This window comes from Streptomyces sp. NPDC021100, from assembly GCF_044333095.1.
GTDB lineage: Bacteria > Actinomycetota > Actinomycetes > Streptomycetales > Streptomycetaceae > Streptomyces.
Map to the genome: position 1 here is coordinate 19124 of NZ_JBIRQH010000025.1, position 17173 is coordinate 36296.

A 17173-nucleotide genomic window follows, 5' to 3' on the forward strand; every position below is an offset into this window, starting at 1 on the left:
GAGAACACCCTCCACACATACTGATGGCCGATGAGTGCATTCACCCGGGCCGCTGACGCGCTGGCCGTGACGCCACTGCTCAACTGTCTGCTCAGAGAAGCCGCCGAACCGGCCGACGTCCCCGAGCCGGCCGGGGCCGCCGCGGCGCCGGCCGTGCTGCCGGGCGAGGCGCCGGGCCCGGGCCCGGGCGCGGGCGCGGTGAACGGCGCGCCGAGGGTCGCGGCGGTGCGGGGCCTGGTGCCGGTGGCCCCGACGCCTGCGGCTCACACGACTCCCGCTGCTCACGCGGCTTCCACGGCTTCGGCGGACCCCGCCCTCCCCGGAGCGGCGCTCACGGTGCCGCCGCCCTTGATACCCGTACCCGAGGACCGTCCCCGTCCCGCTGATCCCCCCTTCCCGTCCGCTCCTCCCGCGGTGTACCGACTCCGCGCCTCCGGCCGCCTGTTGCGCGTCCGCGCCGGGCACCGCCCGTCCGCGCCCGAGCTGTGGACCGGGCGCAGCTGGCGGCCCCTGCCCCACGCGGGTCTCGTGTCCCTCGCGGCCCAGGAGATGCGGGCCGCCACCGGTACGCCGAACTGCTCACTGCCCGCCGAAATGGCCGCCAGCCGGGCCGCGGTGGAGGCGGTCCTCGCCACCCGGGTGCACACGGCACCGCCCGAGGACCCGTGGCTGCGGTCCGAGCAGGCGCTCGTCATGGGGCACCCCTTCCACCCGGCGCCGAAGGCGCGCAGCGGTGGGGGGCCGCCCGCCGCCTGGCTGCGGTACGCGCCGGAGGCGTACGCCCGGTTCCCGCTCGTCCTGCTCGGCGTCCGGGAGGACGCGGTCGTGGAGGACGGCGACACCCGTGCGCTGGACGCCCTGGGCGAGGCGCCGCCCGGTTACCGTCTGCTCCCCGCCCACCCCTGGCAGCTCGAACTCGTCGGCGACCGCCCCGAGATGCGGGCGGCGTTCGCCGACGGGCGGCTGGTCCGCCTCGGTCACACGGCCCGGCAGGCCCGGCCCACGGCCTCGGTGCGCACGGTGTTCGTACCGGGGGAGAGCCCGCGCGAGACCGGGCCGCGGCGCCGGCCGGAAGGGCACCGCTCCCCGGCGACCGCCGGTGACCTGTTCCTGAAGTTCAGCCTGGACGTCCAGATCACCAACGACGTCCGCCGCATGCGCCGCCACGAGCTGCGCCACGTCCGCCGCACCGACCCCCTGGTCACCGCCGCCTTCGCGGCGATGGGCGGCCCTGCGGCCTGGCTCAGTGAACGCTGCTACCGCACTGTGGACGGCCTGTTCGAGACCTGCGCCGTCCTCGTCCGGGACGGGCTCTCCCGGCACCTGCTCCCCGGGACGACCGCCGTCCTGGCCGCGGCGCTCGCCGAGGGCTTCGACGGCAACCCCCTCGACCGCGTCACGGAACCGCTGGCCTGGTGGGCGGCGTATGTGCGGTGCGTCGTGCCGCCCGTGCTGGAGGCGTTCGCACGGTACGGCGTGGTGGTGGAGTGCCACCTGCAGAACACCCTGATCGCCGTGGACGCGCAGGGCACGCCCGTGCAGTCCGTCTTCCGGGACGCGGAAGGGGCCAAGGTGCTCGCCGAGATGCCGCGGGCTCCGGCGTGGCGGCGGCTCGCCTACTGCCTGGTCGTCAACAACCTCAGCGATGTCGCGGGCGCGCTGACGCACCGATTTCCGTGGTGTGGTGCGGAGTTGTGGGCCGTGGCCCGGGACGAGTTCGAGCGCTGCGGCACGCTGCCGGGCCTTCCCGCCCTCCCCGAGCTCGGCGCGCTGCTCGCCTCGCCCACCCTCCCCGGCAAGGCCAACCTGCTCTCCCGGTGGATCGGTGCGGACGGCACCGACCCCCGCTACCTCCCCGTCCCCAACCCGCTCGCCCCGCACTCCGGTACCGCACCGGGCCCGGCGCGCGCCGCCTCCCGCAGCGGGCCGCCCCCGTCCGCTCCCTGACACCAACAACTCGTAGCTGCAAGGGATTCGCACCTGGTCAGCGGTGGTACGACCATGGTGGCCGCGATCGAATCCGCGTGCCATGGTGGGCCCCATGGCACGCTCTCACGCCCGCGCGCACGGCCGTGGCCATCCGCCCCACGGCCATCCGTCCCACGACCACCCGCACCACGACCATCCGTCCCATGACCGCCCACCGCACGGCCGTGGTCGACTCGCCCTCGCCGACCGCATCCGGCGGACACGGCACCGGGCCGCCCATCTCCTCGCCCCCCACCACCACGACCACCACCACGACGCCGCGGACAAGGTCGACCGGGCGATGGAGGCGTCCCGCGAGGGGATGCGCACGCTGTGGTGGTCGCTCGCGGTCCTGGGCGCGACGGCGGTGGTTCAGGGGGCGGTCGCGGCGGCGTCCGGTTCCGTGGCGCTGTTCGGCGACGCGGTCCACAACGGGGCCGACGCGCTGACCGCCGTCCCGCTGGGGACCGCCTTCCTGCTCGGGCGGCGTGCGGCGAACCGGCGCTACACCTATGGCTACGGCCGCGCCGAGGACCTGGCGGGCGTCGCGATCGTCCTCACCGTCGCCGCGTCGTCGGCGCTCGCCGCCTACGAGGCGGTCGACCGGCTGCTGAGCCCCCGGCCCCTCGACCACCCGTGGGCCGTGGCGGCCGCGGCCCTGGTGGGGTGCGCTGGCAACGAAGGCGTGGCCCGGTACCGCGTCCGCACCGGGCGGAGAATCGGTTCGGCGGCCCTGGTCGCCGACGGGTTGCACGCCCGGACCGACGGCTTCACCTCCCTGGCCGTCCTGCTCGGCGCCGCCGGCACCGCCCTCGGGTGGCCCGCGGCGGACCCGGCGGTCGGGCTGCTGATCACCGTCGCGATCCTCCTCGTGCTGCGGGACGCGGCCCGCGAGGTGTTCCGGCGGCTGATGGACTCCGTCGATCCGGAGCTGGTGGACGGCGCGACGCGCGCCCTCCGGGCGGTGGAGGGGGTGCGCGAGGTCGGGCAGGTCCGCATGCGGTGGGTCGGGCACGCCCTGCGCGCCGAGGTGGACATCGTCGTGGACGCCGAGCTGAGCGTGGTGCGGGCCCACGAGCGCGCGGTCGCGGCCGAGCACGCGCTGCTGCACGCCGTGCCCCGGCTGGTCGCCGCGACCGTGCACATCGACCACACCACACCCTGCGCCGGGACGGGCGCCGCCGCGGACCCGCACGCCGCCCTGGCCCACCACCTCACGGCGTAGAACGCGCCGCCTCCGGTGCCGGTGACGGTCGCGGGGCGGGGCGCCGCCCGGAGCGCCGTTGGGGCTTGAGGTCGCCGGTACGCCTTGGGGTGCCCATGGCGCGCTCGTGGCGCACCTCCGCACAACCCCTCGGGCATGAGGGGAAGACGTGTGCGAGGGGAAGGTTGGTCACTAGAGGTTCACGTACCGTAATCGACCGATGAGGAGGACGGCCATGGCCTTGATCTCCGTTCCCGGCGCGCAGCGGAGGCCGGGTCCGGCGCCGAGCCCGAACCCCGGGCCCGGCCCGCGTCGCGGCCACCTGAGTGTGGTGAGCGCTCCCGCCGGCGCCCTGGTGGCCGTGCGGGGCGGCGTCGCGGCGGCGGACGCGTCCGGACCCGACCGCGGGCCGTCTCGTGTCCGCCCGGGGCCGCTACGCCGGGCGAGCCCGCCTCCGCGGCCGGGTGCCCGCGTGCGGCCGGTGGGGCGCGGTGTGACGATGGTGATCGGGGGTGTGTCCGGAGTGTGTTCATGCTGAGTGGCTGGAAGAGGGTGCTCCCATGACCGGCATGAAGAGTTGGAACGTACAGATCAGCATCAAGGAGAACGCCGAGACGGTGAACGCGGAAGCGCGGCTGAGCGGGGCCGCCGCCGGGACGATGGTCGGCGAGGGAGTGGCCCGCTGCAATCCCGCCGACGAGAACGTGCCGGAGATCGGTGACGAGCTCGCCGTGGCCCGCGCTATGTCGTCGCTGTCCCACCAGTTGCTGAACACGGCGGCCACGGACATCGAGCGCCACACCCACAAGCCGGTTCAGGGACTCGGGGTCTGAGAGCGCCGGCGCCGCGAACCGGCGCCGCACTTCCTCGAACCGCTTTCTCCACCGAACACGGATTTTCTCCACCGAACACGGACGCCGTTCCCGCATCGCGCCGAGCGGATGAACGGCGTCCGTGATGTCACCGCGTCGGCGCGCCACCGGTCACCTGCCGGCAGGCCGTCGTTCGCCCGGGCCATGGCAGGCCGCGGTGCGCGCATCCCGGCATGCGGGGGCCGCGGTGCCGTGCCAGCCTGGCGACTCGGGGCGGGCAGGGATGGACAGAGGGGCAGGAGGGGACAGGGGAGGGCCGGGGAGGGCACACAGGAGCAGGCGGCAGAAAGGCCGGCGCATGAGTGGCACCAAGTCCTGGACCGTGAGCATCAGCATCAGCGAGCACGACCACGTCGTCACCGCCGAGGCCCGCCTCTCCGGCAAGCCCCCGGGCCCGATGGTCGGCGAGGGCACGGCCCGCTGCCATCCCGCGGACGAGAACGTGCCCGACATCGGCGACGAGCTCGCCGCCTCCCGGGCCCTGCACGTCCTGGCGGACCAACTCCTCGACATCGCCGTCAAGGACATCGAGCGGCACACGCACGAACGCGTGCGAGGGATCGAATCCTGATCCGGGCACGCCCCGACTCACCCCCGGGACGCTTCGACAAGGGTCACTCACTCGGGTGAACAGGTCTGGTGTGTTCGACAAAGACCTGTTTCATTTACACGGGTAAGTCCACAAATCGAGTGAATCATCCGGGTACAGGTGTGGCGTGCTTGCCCCTGCGGAATCGGTCTGTAGATATCGGCGCGCCACCAAGGCCGTGCCCTTGGGTATGGGGAGTGCTTCGCATGACCACTGAGGAATCCGAACGGACGTGTCCCTTCCGTCACGATGAAGCGCTGGAACCGGACCCGTTCATGGAGCGGATGCGGACCGAGGCCCCGGTCGCCAAGGTCCGCATGCCGTACGGCGAGGGCGAGTGCTGGCTGGTGACGCGGTACGAGGACGTTCGCACGGTCACCCAGGACCGACGCTTCAGCCGGGCCGCGCTGATCGGGAAGGACTTTCCGCGCATCACACCGGCGCCGATCGCCCAGTCGGAGGCGATCAACCTGATGGACCCGCCGGCGCTGAGCAGGCTGCGCCGCCTGGTGACCACCGGGTTCAGCAACAAGCAGGTGGAGGAGCTGCGGCCGAAGACGCAGCAGCTCGTCGACAAGCTGCTGGACGCCATGGAGGACGAGGGCTCGCCCGCCGACGTGGCCCACCATCTGGCGGGGAAGCTGCCGCTGATGACCATCTGCGAGCTGCTGGCCGTCCCCATGGAGGACCGTCCGCAGCTGCGCGCCTGGGCCATGGCCATGATGTCCATGAAGCCCGCGGACAAGGAGGCGGCGGCCGAGGCCAAGGCCGGCCTCCGCCGGTACTTCGCCGGCCTGACGGCCGAGCGCCGCCGCAACCCCGGCAGCGACCTGCTGAGCTCCCTGGCCACGGCACGGGTCGGCGAGGAGATGCTGGACGAGAAGGAGCTCGCCGTCATGGGCATGCTCCTGCTGGTCACCGGGCACGACACCAGCACCTACGAGATCTGCAACATCATCTACACCCTCCTGACCCACCCGAAGCACCTCGCGCAGCTCCGGGAGCGGCCCGAGATCATGCCACGGGCCCTGGAGGAGCTGTTGCGGTACATCCCGTTCCGCCAGGGCGTCGGCATCCCGCGGGTGGCGCTGGAGGACGTCACGTTCGACGGCGTGACGATCCCGGCCGGGGACGTCGTCCACGTCTCGTACCTGTGCGCCAACCGCGACGGATCGGTCTACGAGCGCGCGGACGAGCTCGACTTCGACCGGGAGGACCCGGTACCGCACATGACCTTCGGCCACGGCTCCCACCACTGCCTCGGAGCCCACCTGGCCCGGATGGAGCTCCAGATCGCCATCGGCACGCTCATCAACCGTTTCCCCGAACTGCGCTTGGCCGTACCGGCGGAGGAGGTGCAGTGGAACACCGTGTCGATCTGGCGTTATCCGCTCACCCTGCCGGTCGCCTGGTGAGGAGGCCGACCATGGCGACTCTGTGCAGACCGGCCATCGCCGTCCCCGAGCACGTCATCACCAGGGAAGAGACCCTGGAACTGGCGCGCACCCTGCACGCGGACCATCCGCAACTGGAGCTGGCACTGCGGCTCATCGGCAACACCGGGGTCCAGACCCGGCACCTGGTGCAGCCGATCGAGGCCACCCTCAAGCATCCGGGCTTCACCGCCCGGAACAACCTTTACGAGGCGGAGGCCAAGGCACGGGTGCCCGACGTGGTGAACCGGGCGCTGGAGCACGCGGAACTGACCGTCCGGGACATCGACATGATCGTGTACGTGTCCTGTACGGGCTTCATGATGCCCTCGATGACCGCGTGGCTCATCAACACCATGGGTTTCCGGAGCGAGACCCGCCAACTGCCCATCGCTCAGCTGGGATGCGCGGCGGGCGGGGCTGCGGTCAACCGCGCCCATGACTTCTGCAGCGCCTACCCCGGGGCCAATGTGCTCATCGTGGCGTGTGAGTTCTGCTCCCTGCTCTACCAGCCCACCGACCTGGGGGTCGGCAACCTGCTCTCCAACGGCCTGTTCGGCGACGCCATCGCCTGCGCCGTGGTCCGCGGTGACGGCGGTACGGGAGTGAAGCTCGAACGCAACGGCTCGCACCTGGTGCCGGACACCGAGGAGTGGATCTCCTACGGGGTGAAGGACACCGGGTTCCACTTCATCCTGGACAAACGCGTGCCGGGCACCATGGCGATGCTGGCCCCGGCGATGCGGGAGATGGCCGAGCCGTACGAGTGGGACGTCTCCGATCTGGACTTCTACATCGTGCACGCGGGAGGCCCCCGCATCCTCGACGACCTCGGCAAGTACCTGCGGCTGGAGCAGTCGATGTTCCGCTACAGCCGGCAGACGCTGGTCGAGCGGGGGAACATCGCCAGCGCGGTCGTCTTCGACGCGCTGGAGCGGCTGTTCCAGGACGGTGGCGCCGAGCACGCGGCGCGCGGTGTGATCGCCGGCTTCGGGCCGGGCATCACCGCCGAGATCGCCCTGGGCACCTGGTCGGGTGCGGTCGCCGGCAACGGCCACCGCACCCGCGGGACGTCCGCCGACCGGAACTCTTCCGTGACACTGCCGGCCTGAGCGGACGCGGGAGCGCGGGTCACCTTCCCTCTCGGTGACCCGCGCTCCTCGCTGCGCCGACGGCCTGCTTACAGGTCGAACTCGGAGGGCGCGATGCCCAGGGCGAAGCACGCCTCGCGCACGACGGCCTGCTCCTCCTTGTCGAAGTCGCCGTCCGCGCCGCCGATGACGATGCCGATCTGGATGACGGCACGCGCCTCGGTGGGCTTCTTCTGGACCTTGCCGATGGTCTGGAGGAGGCTCACCTTGCCGAAGTCGAAGTCGGCGGCCAGCTTCTGGCAGTAGTCCGTGAACTTCGCGTGCAGGTCGTCCGCCGGGAAGTTCTGCAGCACCTCGTTGGTGGCGATCAGCGAGGCGACGCGCTGCCGCTCCGAGGCGTCCACCGATCCGTCGGCCGCCGCCACCAGCGCGCACATCGCCATGCTCGCGTCGCGGAACGCACCGCTCTTGAGGTCGTTCTTCTTCGCGACCAGCTGGCCCTGCATCGTCGTGGCCGATTCCTTGAGCCGGTCCCAGAGCGCCATGTGCGTGTCTCTCCTTGTGAAAACGGGGGTAGCACAGGCAGAACTGACCGGAAGGCGCAGAAGTTCCCCCCGGGACGACGCCGGCACCTCCGCATCGGCCCGCACCCCCCGTGACGCCCCCGGTATCCGTCAATCCGTGTGCGGACCGCCGCCCTTCACCCCGCCGTCAGCGGATCCAGCGCCATCGGCTTGACCCTTCCCTCCATCATCGCCCCCAGCCCCAGCACCGAGCAGTGGTCCGGGTTGGCCGCGATGTGCACGGTCATCCCCGTCGCGTCCTCGATCATCGTGTCGAGCCCCGGCATCAGCGCACTGCCGCCGGCCAGCATCACGCCGCGCGTCCCCAGGTCCGCGACCAGGTCCGGCGGGCAGTCCCGCAGCACGCGCCCTATGGCGTCCAGGACGACGGTGAGCGGCGTGCGCACCGCCTCGCGCACATGCGCCGTGCTCACCAGCACGGTGCGGGACAGGCCCGTCGCCACGTCCCGGCCGCGGACCTCCGTCTCGGTGCCGCCGCCCATCCGGTCCGCGCGAAGGGCCATGTGCAGCGGGTACAGGCCCTGGGTGGGCAGCATCAACTCGTGCTCGCCGCGCAGGTGCTGGACGATCGCGTAGTCGATGGCGTCGCCGCCGACCTGCACCTTCTCGGCCGCCACGATGGAACCGAGGGAGAGCACGGCCACCTGGGTGGAGGCCGCGCCGCAGACGATGATCATCGTGGCCTCGGGCAGCTCGACCGGCAGTCCGCAGCCGACGGCCGCCGCGACGAGCGTGTCCACCAGCTCGACCCGGCGGGCGCCGAGCCCGGTCAGCGTCTCCACCGCCGCGCGCTGGGCGATCGGCTCGGCGTCGTGCGGCAGGCAGACCGCGGCCCGCAGCAGCGGCTTGCGCCGCCAGGCGCGGCGCAGCTTGTCGCTGATCAGGTGGCGCAGCATGCGCTGGGCCATGTCGACGTCGACGACCGTGCCGCCGGAGACCGGGCGGACGACGCGGATGTGGGCCGGCGTCCGGCCGGCCATGCCCTCGGCGAGGGCGCCGACGGCGATGAGCGAGCCCGTCCTGGTGTTGACCGCGGCGATGCTCGGCTCGTCGACGATCAGGCCGGTGTCGCGGGCGTAGACGCGCGTGCGGGACGCGCCGAGGTCGACGGCGATGGTGCAGCGGCTCAGCTGGGCGAGGCTGAGGGTCATCACGGGCTCATCTCCCCGGCGGCGGTGCGGTGGCGCGGGACCGCCGAACGGCGGCCCCTGGGGCCATCGTGCGGTGCGGCACGGCGCGTCGCCCGCCGGAGTGCGCCACTCGGAGGAGCGGCCCCGCCGGCGGGCGGGGCGCACCGGGGCACGCGGAGGTGAACACCCCCGTCACCCACCTCCACGGCCCCGGTGCGAAGAAGTCTGCCAGGGGGGTCTGACAACGCCGCTGACCTGCGGATTCATAGGCCCGGCCGGCTCCGGGCGGAGCGGGGCCCGGCCGGCGTCCCGACGCGCGTCCGGGCCCGGTTGGCATCCCGACGCGCGCCCGGCCCCCGTTCGCCCTACGCTCGGGCCATGAGCGCGTCGAAGAAGGGGCCGGACGGACCGCACGGTCCGTCGGCGTGGCAGGTCGCCGCCGATGTGGAGGGCCGCCCCGCGGACCGCACCTGCGGCCACCTGGCGCAGGCCCGCCCGGTGACCCCCAGCACCCCGGAAGGCTGCGAGGAGTGCCTGCGCATCGGGAGTACCTGGGTGCACCTGCGCGCGTGCCTGGTCTGCGGGCACGTGGGCTGTTGTGACAGCTCGCCGCACCGGCACGCCAGCGCGCACGCGCACGGCACGCCCGGTCACGACCTCGCGCGCTCCATCGAGCCGGGTGAGGACTGGGCCTGGTGCTACGCGGACGAGTTGCTGCTCCTCCCGTCGTAGCTGACGGCCTTCAGGAGCGCGCGTCGGCACAGGCAGCGGACGACGGCCAGGTCGCGGAGCACGGACCGCCCCCGGGGTGCTCGACTCTCACCGTTAATGAAAACCATTTCCACATGCTACCTCGGCCGCCCCCATGCCTGCCGGGTGTGCGAACCGGACAAATGGCCGAGACGCGCCATTGCGGGCCGAAGCCTCCGGCTCCGACAATCAGCCGCGAAAGCGAACGCGCTGGTGGGCCGGAGACGGGGGCGCCATGGACACCGAGGTGAGCGTGGTCGGCCTGGGGGCGATGGGAGCCGCGCTGGCCGGTGCGTTCCTGGCCGCCGGGCACTCGACGACGGTCTGGAACCGGACGCGCGACAAGGCGCTGCCGCTCGTCGCGCGGGGCGCGGTGGAGGCCGCCTCGCCCGGAGCGGCCGTCGGCGCCGCCCCGCTGGTCGTCGTCTGCCTGTCGACGTACGAGGCCGTGCGCGAGGTGCTGTCGCCGTGCGCCGCCGGGCTCGCGGGCCGGACGCTCGTCAACTTCACCTCCGGATCGCCGGGCCATGCCCGGGACGCCGCCGACCGGGCGCGCGAGCGGAACGTCCACTACCTCGACGCCGCGGTCCTGATGATGCCGTCCGGTGTGGGCCGGCCGGACTCCCTCCAGCTCTACGGCGGACCGCGCCCCGCCTTCGACGCGCACCGCGGCGTCCTGGCCGCCCTCGGGGACCCGGTGCACCTGGGCGACGACCCGGCCCTGCCCGCCGTCCACGACGTCGCGCTGCTCGGCCTGCTGTGGTCCACGCTCACCGGCTGGCTGCACGGCGTGGCGCTCACGGGCGCGGACGGGCCGGGCGGCGGGGTGTCGGCGACTGCCTACACCAGGGTCGCGGGCCGCTGGATGAGGACCGTCGGCCGGCTGATGGAGGAGTACGCCCGGCAGATCGACGCGGGCGCGTACCCGGCCGGGGAGTTCCCGCTGGACCAGCACCTGATGCTGATGGGGCTGCTGGAGCACGCCGGTGAGGAGCGAGGGGTGGAATCCGGTCTTCCACGGGTGTTCCTCGGGCTGGCGGGGCGCGCGGTGGAGGACGGACACGGCGCCGACGGGTACGCCCACCTCATCGAGTACGTCCGGGGGCGCGCCGCCCGGTGACGGCCGGGCGCCCGGTCCCCACCGGGCGCGGGAGCGGAGCCGGGGCCGGTGCGCGCCGGGGTGACGGCCCGGCCCTTCGAACCGCCCTTCGGGAAAGGGCCGTTCCGCACCCCGCGAATACGGCCGGAAAGAGAGCGGAGTACGGCCGCGATACAGGAGGGGCGGGCGACGACGCGAAAGGGGCGGACCGGAGGGCGAAGCACCGGAAAGGGCCGGCCCCGGATGAATCACGCGCCGCGCCGTTCCGCGCGCCATCCGGAGGATGTGCGTCAATGACGGCCGCGACAGCGGCAATTGTCCCGGGCAAGCGGAAATGCGCAGGGGAAATCGGCGCCGCGACGTAGTGGTGGCACCACCCTCAGTGCACGTGCATCTGCTCGTGCCGGGGAATGTGAACCGCGGCTATGATCCGAAGAAGTTGCCATCCCCGTAAACGAATGGGGATGCCCCCTGCGGCGATCCGGGAGACTCCAGTGCCACACGTCTACAACGGCATGGTTGCATCGGGCATCGATGGAGTCGTCTGGCGGAAGAGCCGGCACTCCAACTCGCAGGGTTCCTGCGTGGAGTTCGCGAAGTTGCCGGGTGGCGGGGTCGCAGTACGCAACTCCCGCCACCCGGATGGCCCCGCTCTCGTCTACACCCCCGCGGAGATCGAGGCCATGCTGTTGGGCGTCAAGGACGGTGAATTCGACTACCTGGTGGCCGAGTGACCGCGAAATGCGGTTATTCGCGCGGCAGTCGGAACAGCGCCCAGACGACCTTGCCGTGCAGTGCGCCCGCCAGGGGGTGCCAGCCCCAGGCGTCGCTGAACGAATCCACCAGCAGCAGTCCGCGCCCGTGCTCGTCACCAGGGGCCGCTTCCCCCGCGAGCGGCCCCTCCTCGCTCGGATCGCGTACCGCGCATACCAGCCGCGTCGTCCACCGCATCAGATGCAGGCGTACGGGAGGTTCATACCTTCCGTCGACGCGGCCGGTCGGTGTGGCGTAGCGCAGGGAATTGGTCACCAGTTCGGAGACCACCAGCGCCACGTTGTCGAAGATGTGCTGGACCCCCCACTGCGACAGGGTGATTCCGGTGAACCGCCGGGCCGTACGGACGGCTTCGAAGCGCGGCGGCAGGGCGCAGGAAGCGGAGTTCGACACCGCGGATGAGTCGAACCGGGGCAGCCCCCGCCAGACGGGGGAGAGCACAGTCGATCCTTCGGTACCCATCCGAGGCACTCCTGCAATCGTGGACGTGACGTGCACGTGTGCGGGCTCCATCGTTTCCGATGCGCGGGGCGGATGCAAGGGCAGATGCACGTGCACGTGGGGGGTTTGGGGGCGCACAAGGGGATTGGGGAGCAATTATTCCTACGCCCCTCGCCGTACCGCACCCGTCGTTGGCCGGTATCCGTAACCGGATGTGCACACAACGATGCCCGGGGGTGGCAGACTTCGGCGCCGAGGGGGGAGCGGGGGTCACCCTCGGAAGGGCGAGGGAAACGGCGGACGGACAGGCCGGACCAGACCGGAAGGAAGGGTCGACGAGATGACCACGAGCGAGTCGAGCGGTTCCGTGGTGCGCCGCATACTCCTCGGCTCCCAGCTGAGGAAGTTGCGCGAGTCCCGGGGGATCACCCGCGAGGCGGCCGGGTACTCGATCCGCGCGTCCGAGTCGAAGATCAGCCGCATGGAGCTCGGCAGGGTGAGTTTCAAGACGCGGGACGTGGAGGACCTGCTCACCCTCTACGGCATCACACGGGAGGGCGAGCGCGAGGCGCTGCTCGGCCTGGCCAGGGAGGCCAACGTCGCCGGCTGGTGGCACAGCTACGGCGATGTGCTGCCGAGCTGGTTCCAGACCTACGTCGGCCTGGAGGGCGCCGCCTCGCACATCGGGATCTACGAGGTGCAGTTCGTCCACGGCCTGCTCCAGACCGAGGGCTACGCGCACGCCGTCGTCGTCCGGGGCCAGCCCACGGCCGACCCCGCCGAGGTCGAACGCCGGGTGTCGCTGCGCATGGAGCGGCAGAAGCTGCTGTTCTCCGAGCGGGCGCCGCACTTCCACGCCGTCCTCGACGAGGCCGCGCTGCACCGCCCGTACGGCGACGCGGACGTGATGCGCGGGCAGCTCCAGCACCTCATCGACCTCTCCGAACAGCCCAATGTGACCCTCCAGGTGATGCCCTTCCGGCACGGTGGTCACGCGGGTGAGAGCGGGGCGTTCACCGTGCTCCGCTTCCCCGAGTCGGACCTTCCCGACGTGGTGTACCTGGAGCACCTCACGGGCGCGCTCTACCTGGACAAGCCGGATGAGGTCAGCCAGTACGAGCGCGTCATGGGGCGGCTGCGGGCGGACAGCCTCTCCCCGTCGGGAACGCGCGACCTCATGCGCCGGTTGCTCCAACTCGCTTAGCGCGTCAGTACGATGACGGCCAATCAGCAAGTCTGAACCAGCCCGGCCGGACGGCCGGGCTCCGGCAGACAGGGATGACGGATGTCGTACTCCTCCGCGTTCAAGGACCTCGCGTACCAGTACATCGACGGCCGCTGGCGGCCCGGTACGGGCTCGTGGGACATCGTCGACTTCAACCCGTACGACGGGGAGAAGCTCGCCTCCATCACGGTGGCCGCCGTGGACGAGGTCGACGAGGCGTACCGGGCGGCCGAGCGCGCCCAGGCGGCGTGGGGGAAGACCAACCCGTACACCCGGCGGCTGGTCTTCGAGCGCGCACTGCGGATCATCGACGACCACGAGGACGAACTGGCCTCGGTGATCATGGCGGAGTGCGGCGGGACGGCGCTGAAGGCCGGCTTCGAGCTCCACCTGGCGCGGGAGTTCCTCCGGGACGCGCTCCAGATCGCTCTGCGCCCGGAAGGCCGCATCCTGCCCTCGCCGGACGACACCCGCGAGAACCGGCTCTACCGCCTGCCGGTCGGGGTCGTCGGCGTGATCAGTCCGTTCAACTTCCCGTTCCTGCTGTCGCTGAAGTCCGTGGCGCCCGCCCTGGCGCTCGGCAACGCGGTGGTGCTCAAGCCGCACCAGAACACGCCCGTCTGCGGCGGCGGCCTGCTCGCCAAGGTGCTGGAGGACGCGGGGCTGCCGCCTGGCGTGCTGAACGTCCTGGTCACCGACATCGCGGAGATCGGGGACGCGCTGATCGAGCACCCGGTGCCCAAGGTGCTGTCGTTCACCGGCTCCGACAAGGTCGGCCGGCATGTGGCGACCGTCGCCGCCTCGCACTTCAAGCGGGTGGTGCTCGAACTGGGCGGCAACAGCGCGCTGGTCGTCCTCGACGACGCGGACGTGGACTACGCGGTGGACGCGGCGGTCTTCAGCCGGTTCATCCACCAGGGGCAGGTCTGCATGGCCGCCAACCGGGTGCTGGTGGACCGTTCCGTGCTGGGCGAGTTCACCGAGAAGTTCGTGGCGAGAGTGAAGTCCCTCAAGGTCGGCGACCCCTCCGACCCCGCCACGCACATCGGTCCCCTGATCAACTCGGGTCAGGCGGAGGCGATCACGTCCCTCGTGGACCAGACCGTCGCGGACGGCGCCACCGCCCTCGTCCGGGGTCGCACGGTGGGCACCCTGGTGGAGCCGAGCGTCCTCACGGACCTCCCCGAGGACTCCGCCGTCCTCCGCCAGGAGATCTTCGGGCCAGTCGCGCTGATCATCCCGTTCTCCGGCGAGGAGGAGGCCCTGCGGATCGCCAACGCCACCCCCTACGGGCTGAGCGGCGCCGTCCACACGGGAGATGTCGAACGCGGCGTCCGTTTCGCCCAGCGGGTGGAGACCGGCATGATCCACGTCAACGACGGCACCGTGCACGACGAGGCGATCGTGCCGTTCGGCGGCGAGAAGCACTCGGGCCTCGGGCGGCTCAACGGGGACGCCATGGTGGACGCGTTCACGACGACGAAGTGGATCTCCGTGCAGCATGGGCGCAGCACGTTCCCGTTCTGATTCCTTCCCTTCCGGGAGCCCATTAGGACAGGAGTTGACCTACTGGGCTCCTACTGTGGAGACGTCAGCAGGAAGCGACGGAAGGAACGGCGGAGCCCTATGCCTATCCATGTGATCGAGAAGGACGTCAGTGACGAGCGGGGCACTCTGCTGGCCTTCGTGGACGCCCAGCGCGGCGGTGTCCGCCGGGCGCTCCTCGGCCTGACGGAGGAGCAGGTCCGCTCCCGCCCCAGCGCCAGCGAGATGTCCCTGATCGGCCTGCTCAAGCACGTCATGCGTGCGGAGCGCAGCTGGCTGGAGATGGCGAGCGGCACGGGTCCCGACATCGACGCCGAGGAGGCGACGAAGCGCTTCCTGGCGGCCTGGCACCCCGAGGAGAGCGAGACCGTTCCCGTGCTCCTCGCCGCCTGGGAGGAGCAGGCCGCCGAGGTCGAGCGCTTCATTCGAGCGCTGCCCTCCCTGGAGGACACCTTCGCCCTCCCGCCGGCCCCCTGGTTCCCCAAGGACACCCGGGTGTCGATGCGTTGGCTGCTGCTGCACCTGGTCGAGGAGATCGGCCGGCACGCCGGGCACGCGGACATCATCCGCGAGTCGGTCGACGGCAAGACCGCGTTCGAGCTGGTCGACGCGGAGCGGCGCCAGGCGGACTGACGCGCGCGGAAGCGGCCGGGGCGCTCACGGGAGGCGCGCGCCCCGGCCGTTGTCAGTGGCGGGTGGGATGCTCGCGCCATGACCGAAGCAGTGAAGGGCCCCGCGAGCTATTTCCCCTCGATCGAGAAGAAGTACGGCCGCCCCGTGGCGGAGTGGAAGGAGCTCATCCGCTCCGCTCCCCTGGAGAGACACATGGAGTTGGTGTCCTGGCTCAAGACCGAACACGGCCTGGGCCACGGCCACGCCAACGCGCTCGTCGCCCACACCCTGGCCGAGGCCGCCGGCCGGGCCTGACCCGCGCCCGCCCGCTCCCCGGCACGCCGCCTAACCTGGGACGGCAGATCCGGCGGAGACGGTGGGAGAGGGGCGGGGCGGCATGTCGGCGATCCGGCTGCTGGTGCTGGGGGCGGTCCGGCGGCACGGCCGCGCCCATGGCTACCAGGTGCGCTCCTCCCTGGAGTTCTGGGGAGCGCACGAATGGTCCCAGGCGAAACCGGGGTCGATCTACCACGCGCTGAAGACCATGGCCGGCCAGGGCCTGCTCACCGCGCACGACACCGCCCCGAGTGAGACCGGCGGCCCGCCGCGCACCGCATACGAGCTGACGGACGCGGGCGAGGCCGAGTACTTCCGGCTGCTGCGGCACGCGCTGGCCGACCACGACCGGAAGATCGACCACCTGACGGCCGCGGTGGGCTTCCTCGTCGACCTTCCGCGCGACGAGGCGATCACCCTGCTCCGGCGGCGCGTGGCCGCGCTGGAAGCCTGGCGGACGGAGATCGGCAGGCACTGGCCGCCGCCGGGCGAGGCGCACGACCAGGGCCACCTCGGTGAGATCCGGGGGCTCTGGCTGCACACGGTGGCGACGGGGGAGGACTGGGCCCGGGGCCTGATCGAGCGCCTGGAAGCGGGTGCCTATGTGATGGCGGGCGAGGGCGACCCGTGGGCGGGCGTCACCACGTCGCCGGAATAGCAGCCCTACTCCGCGGGCCTTCCGTTTGCACCTCACGTCACGTGACGCCCCACAGTGGAACGCAGACGGAAGAAGGAGCACGGACGTGAGCTACAGCGTGGGACAGGCCGCCGCTGTCGCCGGTGTGACCAAACGGACACTGCACCACTACGACGAGATCGGGCTGCTCGTCCCGAGCGGGCGCAGCCACGCGGGGCATCGGCGGTACGAGGACGCCGATCTCGACCGGTTGCAGCAGCTCCTGTTCTACCGGGAGCTCGGGTTCCCGCTCGACGAGGTGGCGGAGCATCTGGACGACCCGGGTGCCGACCCGATGGCACACCTGCGGCGGCAGCATGGACTGCTCACCGAGCGGATCGCCCGGCTCCGGAAGATGGCCGTCGCCGTCGAACACGCCATGGAGGCACGGAAAATGGGCATCACACTGACCCCTGAGGAGAAGTTCGAGGTCTTCGGCGACTTCGACCCCGATGCACACGCGGCGGAGGCGGAACGGCGCTGGGGCGGGGGAGACCCGTACCGCGAATCGCAGCGGCGGGCCGCCGCGTACGGCAAGGAGGACTGGCTGCGCATCAAGGGCGAGACGGACGCGCTCAACGCCCGGATCGCCGGCCTGCTGGACGAGGGCGCCTCCCCGGCGTCCGAGGCCGCCATGGACCTCGCCGAGGAGCACCGGAGGCTGATCAGCCGGTACTTCTACGCGTGCTCGTACGAGATCCACACCGGGCTGGCGGAGATGTACGTCGCGGACGAGCGGTTCACGGCGACGTACGAGGCCGTCCGGCCGGGACTGGCGGCCTTCCTCAGGGACGCGATCCTCGCCAACGCGGCCCGGCGCGCCTGAGCGGCCTGCGTGGCCTGA

The 17173-nt window shown here is 71.8% G+C and carries 18 protein-coding genes; 15 read left to right on the forward strand and 3 right to left on the reverse strand.

What is annotated here, in order from left to right:
• Window positions 1-30: 30 nt before the first annotated feature.
• From ACH4PU_RS31475 to ACH4PU_RS31500, 6 genes are all read left to right on the forward strand, one after another.
• Window positions 31-1947, forward strand: coding sequence for an IucA/IucC family protein (locus ACH4PU_RS31475; RefSeq protein WP_398279724.1), 1917 nt, complete (start codon window positions 31-33; stop codon window positions 1945-1947).
• A 94-nt stretch (window positions 1948-2041) separates the two neighbouring features.
• Entirely contained in the window at window positions 2042-3193 is a 1152-nt protein-coding gene (locus tag ACH4PU_RS31480) for a cation diffusion facilitator family transporter (protein ID WP_398279728.1), read from the forward strand.
• A gap of 539 nt (window positions 3194-3732) precedes the next feature.
• A complete protein-coding gene (locus tag ACH4PU_RS31485) occupies window positions 3733-4005 on the forward strand; it encodes a DUF1876 domain-containing protein (protein WP_185942296.1) in 273 nt (90 codons plus the stop codon).
• A 337-nt stretch (window positions 4006-4342) separates the two neighbouring features.
• The gene (locus ACH4PU_RS31490) at window positions 4343-4615 is read left to right on the forward strand and encodes a DUF1876 domain-containing protein (RefSeq protein ID WP_398279731.1); all 273 of its coding nucleotides are present in this window, start codon (window positions 4343-4345) and stop codon (window positions 4613-4615) included.
• Between the two features lie 224 nt (window positions 4616-4839).
• Window positions 4840-6048 carry a cytochrome P450 gene (locus ACH4PU_RS31495; protein ID WP_398279734.1) on the forward strand — a complete coding sequence of 403 codons (1209 nt, stop codon included), beginning with the start codon at window positions 4840-4842 and terminating at the stop codon, window positions 6046-6048.
• 11 nt (window positions 6049-6059) lie between these two features.
• Window positions 6060-7178, forward strand: coding sequence for a type III polyketide synthase (locus tag ACH4PU_RS31500; protein ID WP_398279737.1), 1119 nt, complete (start codon window positions 6060-6062; stop codon window positions 7176-7178).
• 68 nt (window positions 7179-7246) lie between these two features.
• Here the strand turns inward: ACH4PU_RS31500 and ACH4PU_RS31505 are convergent, their stop codons facing one another.
• Together ACH4PU_RS31505 and ACH4PU_RS31510 are read right to left on the reverse strand one after the other, a co-directional pair.
• Window positions 7247-7702 carry a tellurite resistance TerB family protein gene (locus ACH4PU_RS31505; RefSeq protein ID WP_185942292.1) on the reverse strand — a complete coding sequence of 152 codons (456 nt, stop codon included), beginning with the start codon at window positions 7700-7702 and terminating at the stop codon, window positions 7247-7249.
• A 155-nt stretch (window positions 7703-7857) separates the two neighbouring features.
• The gene (locus tag ACH4PU_RS31510; protein ID WP_398279927.1) at window positions 7858-8892 is read right to left on the reverse strand and encodes a rod shape-determining protein; all 1035 of its coding nucleotides are present in this window, start codon (window positions 8890-8892) and stop codon (window positions 7858-7860) included.
• Window positions 8893-9315: 423 nt separating this feature from the next.
• Between ACH4PU_RS31510 and ACH4PU_RS31515 the strand changes: the two genes are divergently transcribed.
• The 3 genes from ACH4PU_RS31515 (at window position 9316) to ACH4PU_RS31525 (ending at window position 11454) form a co-directional block, all read left to right on the forward strand.
• The gene (locus ACH4PU_RS31515; RefSeq protein WP_398279930.1) at window positions 9316-9603 is read left to right on the forward strand and encodes a UBP-type zinc finger domain-containing protein; all 288 of its coding nucleotides are present in this window, start codon (window positions 9316-9318) and stop codon (window positions 9601-9603) included.
• A gap of 253 nt (window positions 9604-9856) precedes the next feature.
• Window positions 9857-10741 (forward strand): NAD(P)-dependent oxidoreductase, encoded by an 885-nt coding sequence (locus tag ACH4PU_RS31520; RefSeq protein WP_398279741.1) that lies wholly within the window; start codon window positions 9857-9859, stop codon window positions 10739-10741.
• A gap of 473 nt (window positions 10742-11214) precedes the next feature.
• A complete protein-coding gene (locus ACH4PU_RS31525) occupies window positions 11215-11454 on the forward strand; it encodes a DUF397 domain-containing protein (RefSeq protein ID WP_398279744.1) in 240 nt (79 codons plus the stop codon).
• Window positions 11455-11467: 13 nt separating this feature from the next.
• Here ACH4PU_RS31525 and ACH4PU_RS31530 read toward each other — a convergent pair whose 3' ends face one another.
• Window positions 11468-11956 carry an ATP-binding protein gene (locus ACH4PU_RS31530; RefSeq protein WP_398279747.1) on the reverse strand — a complete coding sequence of 163 codons (489 nt, stop codon included), beginning with the start codon at window positions 11954-11956 and terminating at the stop codon, window positions 11468-11470.
• A gap of 319 nt (window positions 11957-12275) precedes the next feature.
• Between ACH4PU_RS31530 and ACH4PU_RS31535 the strand changes: the two genes are divergently transcribed.
• The 6 genes from ACH4PU_RS31535 to ACH4PU_RS31560 all read left to right on the forward strand — a co-directional run bounded on the left by ACH4PU_RS31535 (window position 12276) and on the right by ACH4PU_RS31560 (window position 17155).
• On the forward strand, window positions 12276-13139 hold the full coding sequence (locus tag ACH4PU_RS31535) for a helix-turn-helix domain-containing protein (protein ID WP_398279750.1): 864 nt from the start codon (window positions 12276-12278) through the stop codon (window positions 13137-13139).
• Between the two features lie 81 nt (window positions 13140-13220).
• Window positions 13221-14687, forward strand: a complete 1467-nt coding sequence (locus tag ACH4PU_RS31540) for an aldehyde dehydrogenase family protein (RefSeq protein ID WP_398279753.1) — start codon at window positions 13221-13223, stop codon at window positions 14685-14687.
• 99 nt (window positions 14688-14786) lie between these two features.
• Window positions 14787-15338 (forward strand): DinB family protein, encoded by a 552-nt coding sequence (locus ACH4PU_RS31545; RefSeq protein WP_398279756.1) that lies wholly within the window; start codon window positions 14787-14789, stop codon window positions 15336-15338.
• A 78-nt stretch (window positions 15339-15416) separates the two neighbouring features.
• Window positions 15417-15632 carry a DUF4287 domain-containing protein gene (locus ACH4PU_RS31550; RefSeq protein ID WP_398279758.1) on the forward strand — a complete coding sequence of 72 codons (216 nt, stop codon included), beginning with the start codon at window positions 15417-15419 and terminating at the stop codon, window positions 15630-15632.
• A gap of 82 nt (window positions 15633-15714) precedes the next feature.
• Window positions 15715-16311, forward strand: coding sequence for a PadR family transcriptional regulator (locus ACH4PU_RS31555; protein WP_398279761.1), 597 nt, complete (start codon window positions 15715-15717; stop codon window positions 16309-16311).
• A gap of 85 nt (window positions 16312-16396) precedes the next feature.
• Window positions 16397-17155: a MerR family transcriptional regulator gene (locus ACH4PU_RS31560; RefSeq protein WP_398279764.1), complete on the forward strand. Its 759-nt coding sequence runs from the start codon at window positions 16397-16399 to the stop codon at window positions 17153-17155.
• Window positions 17156-17173 lie beyond the last annotated feature (18 nt).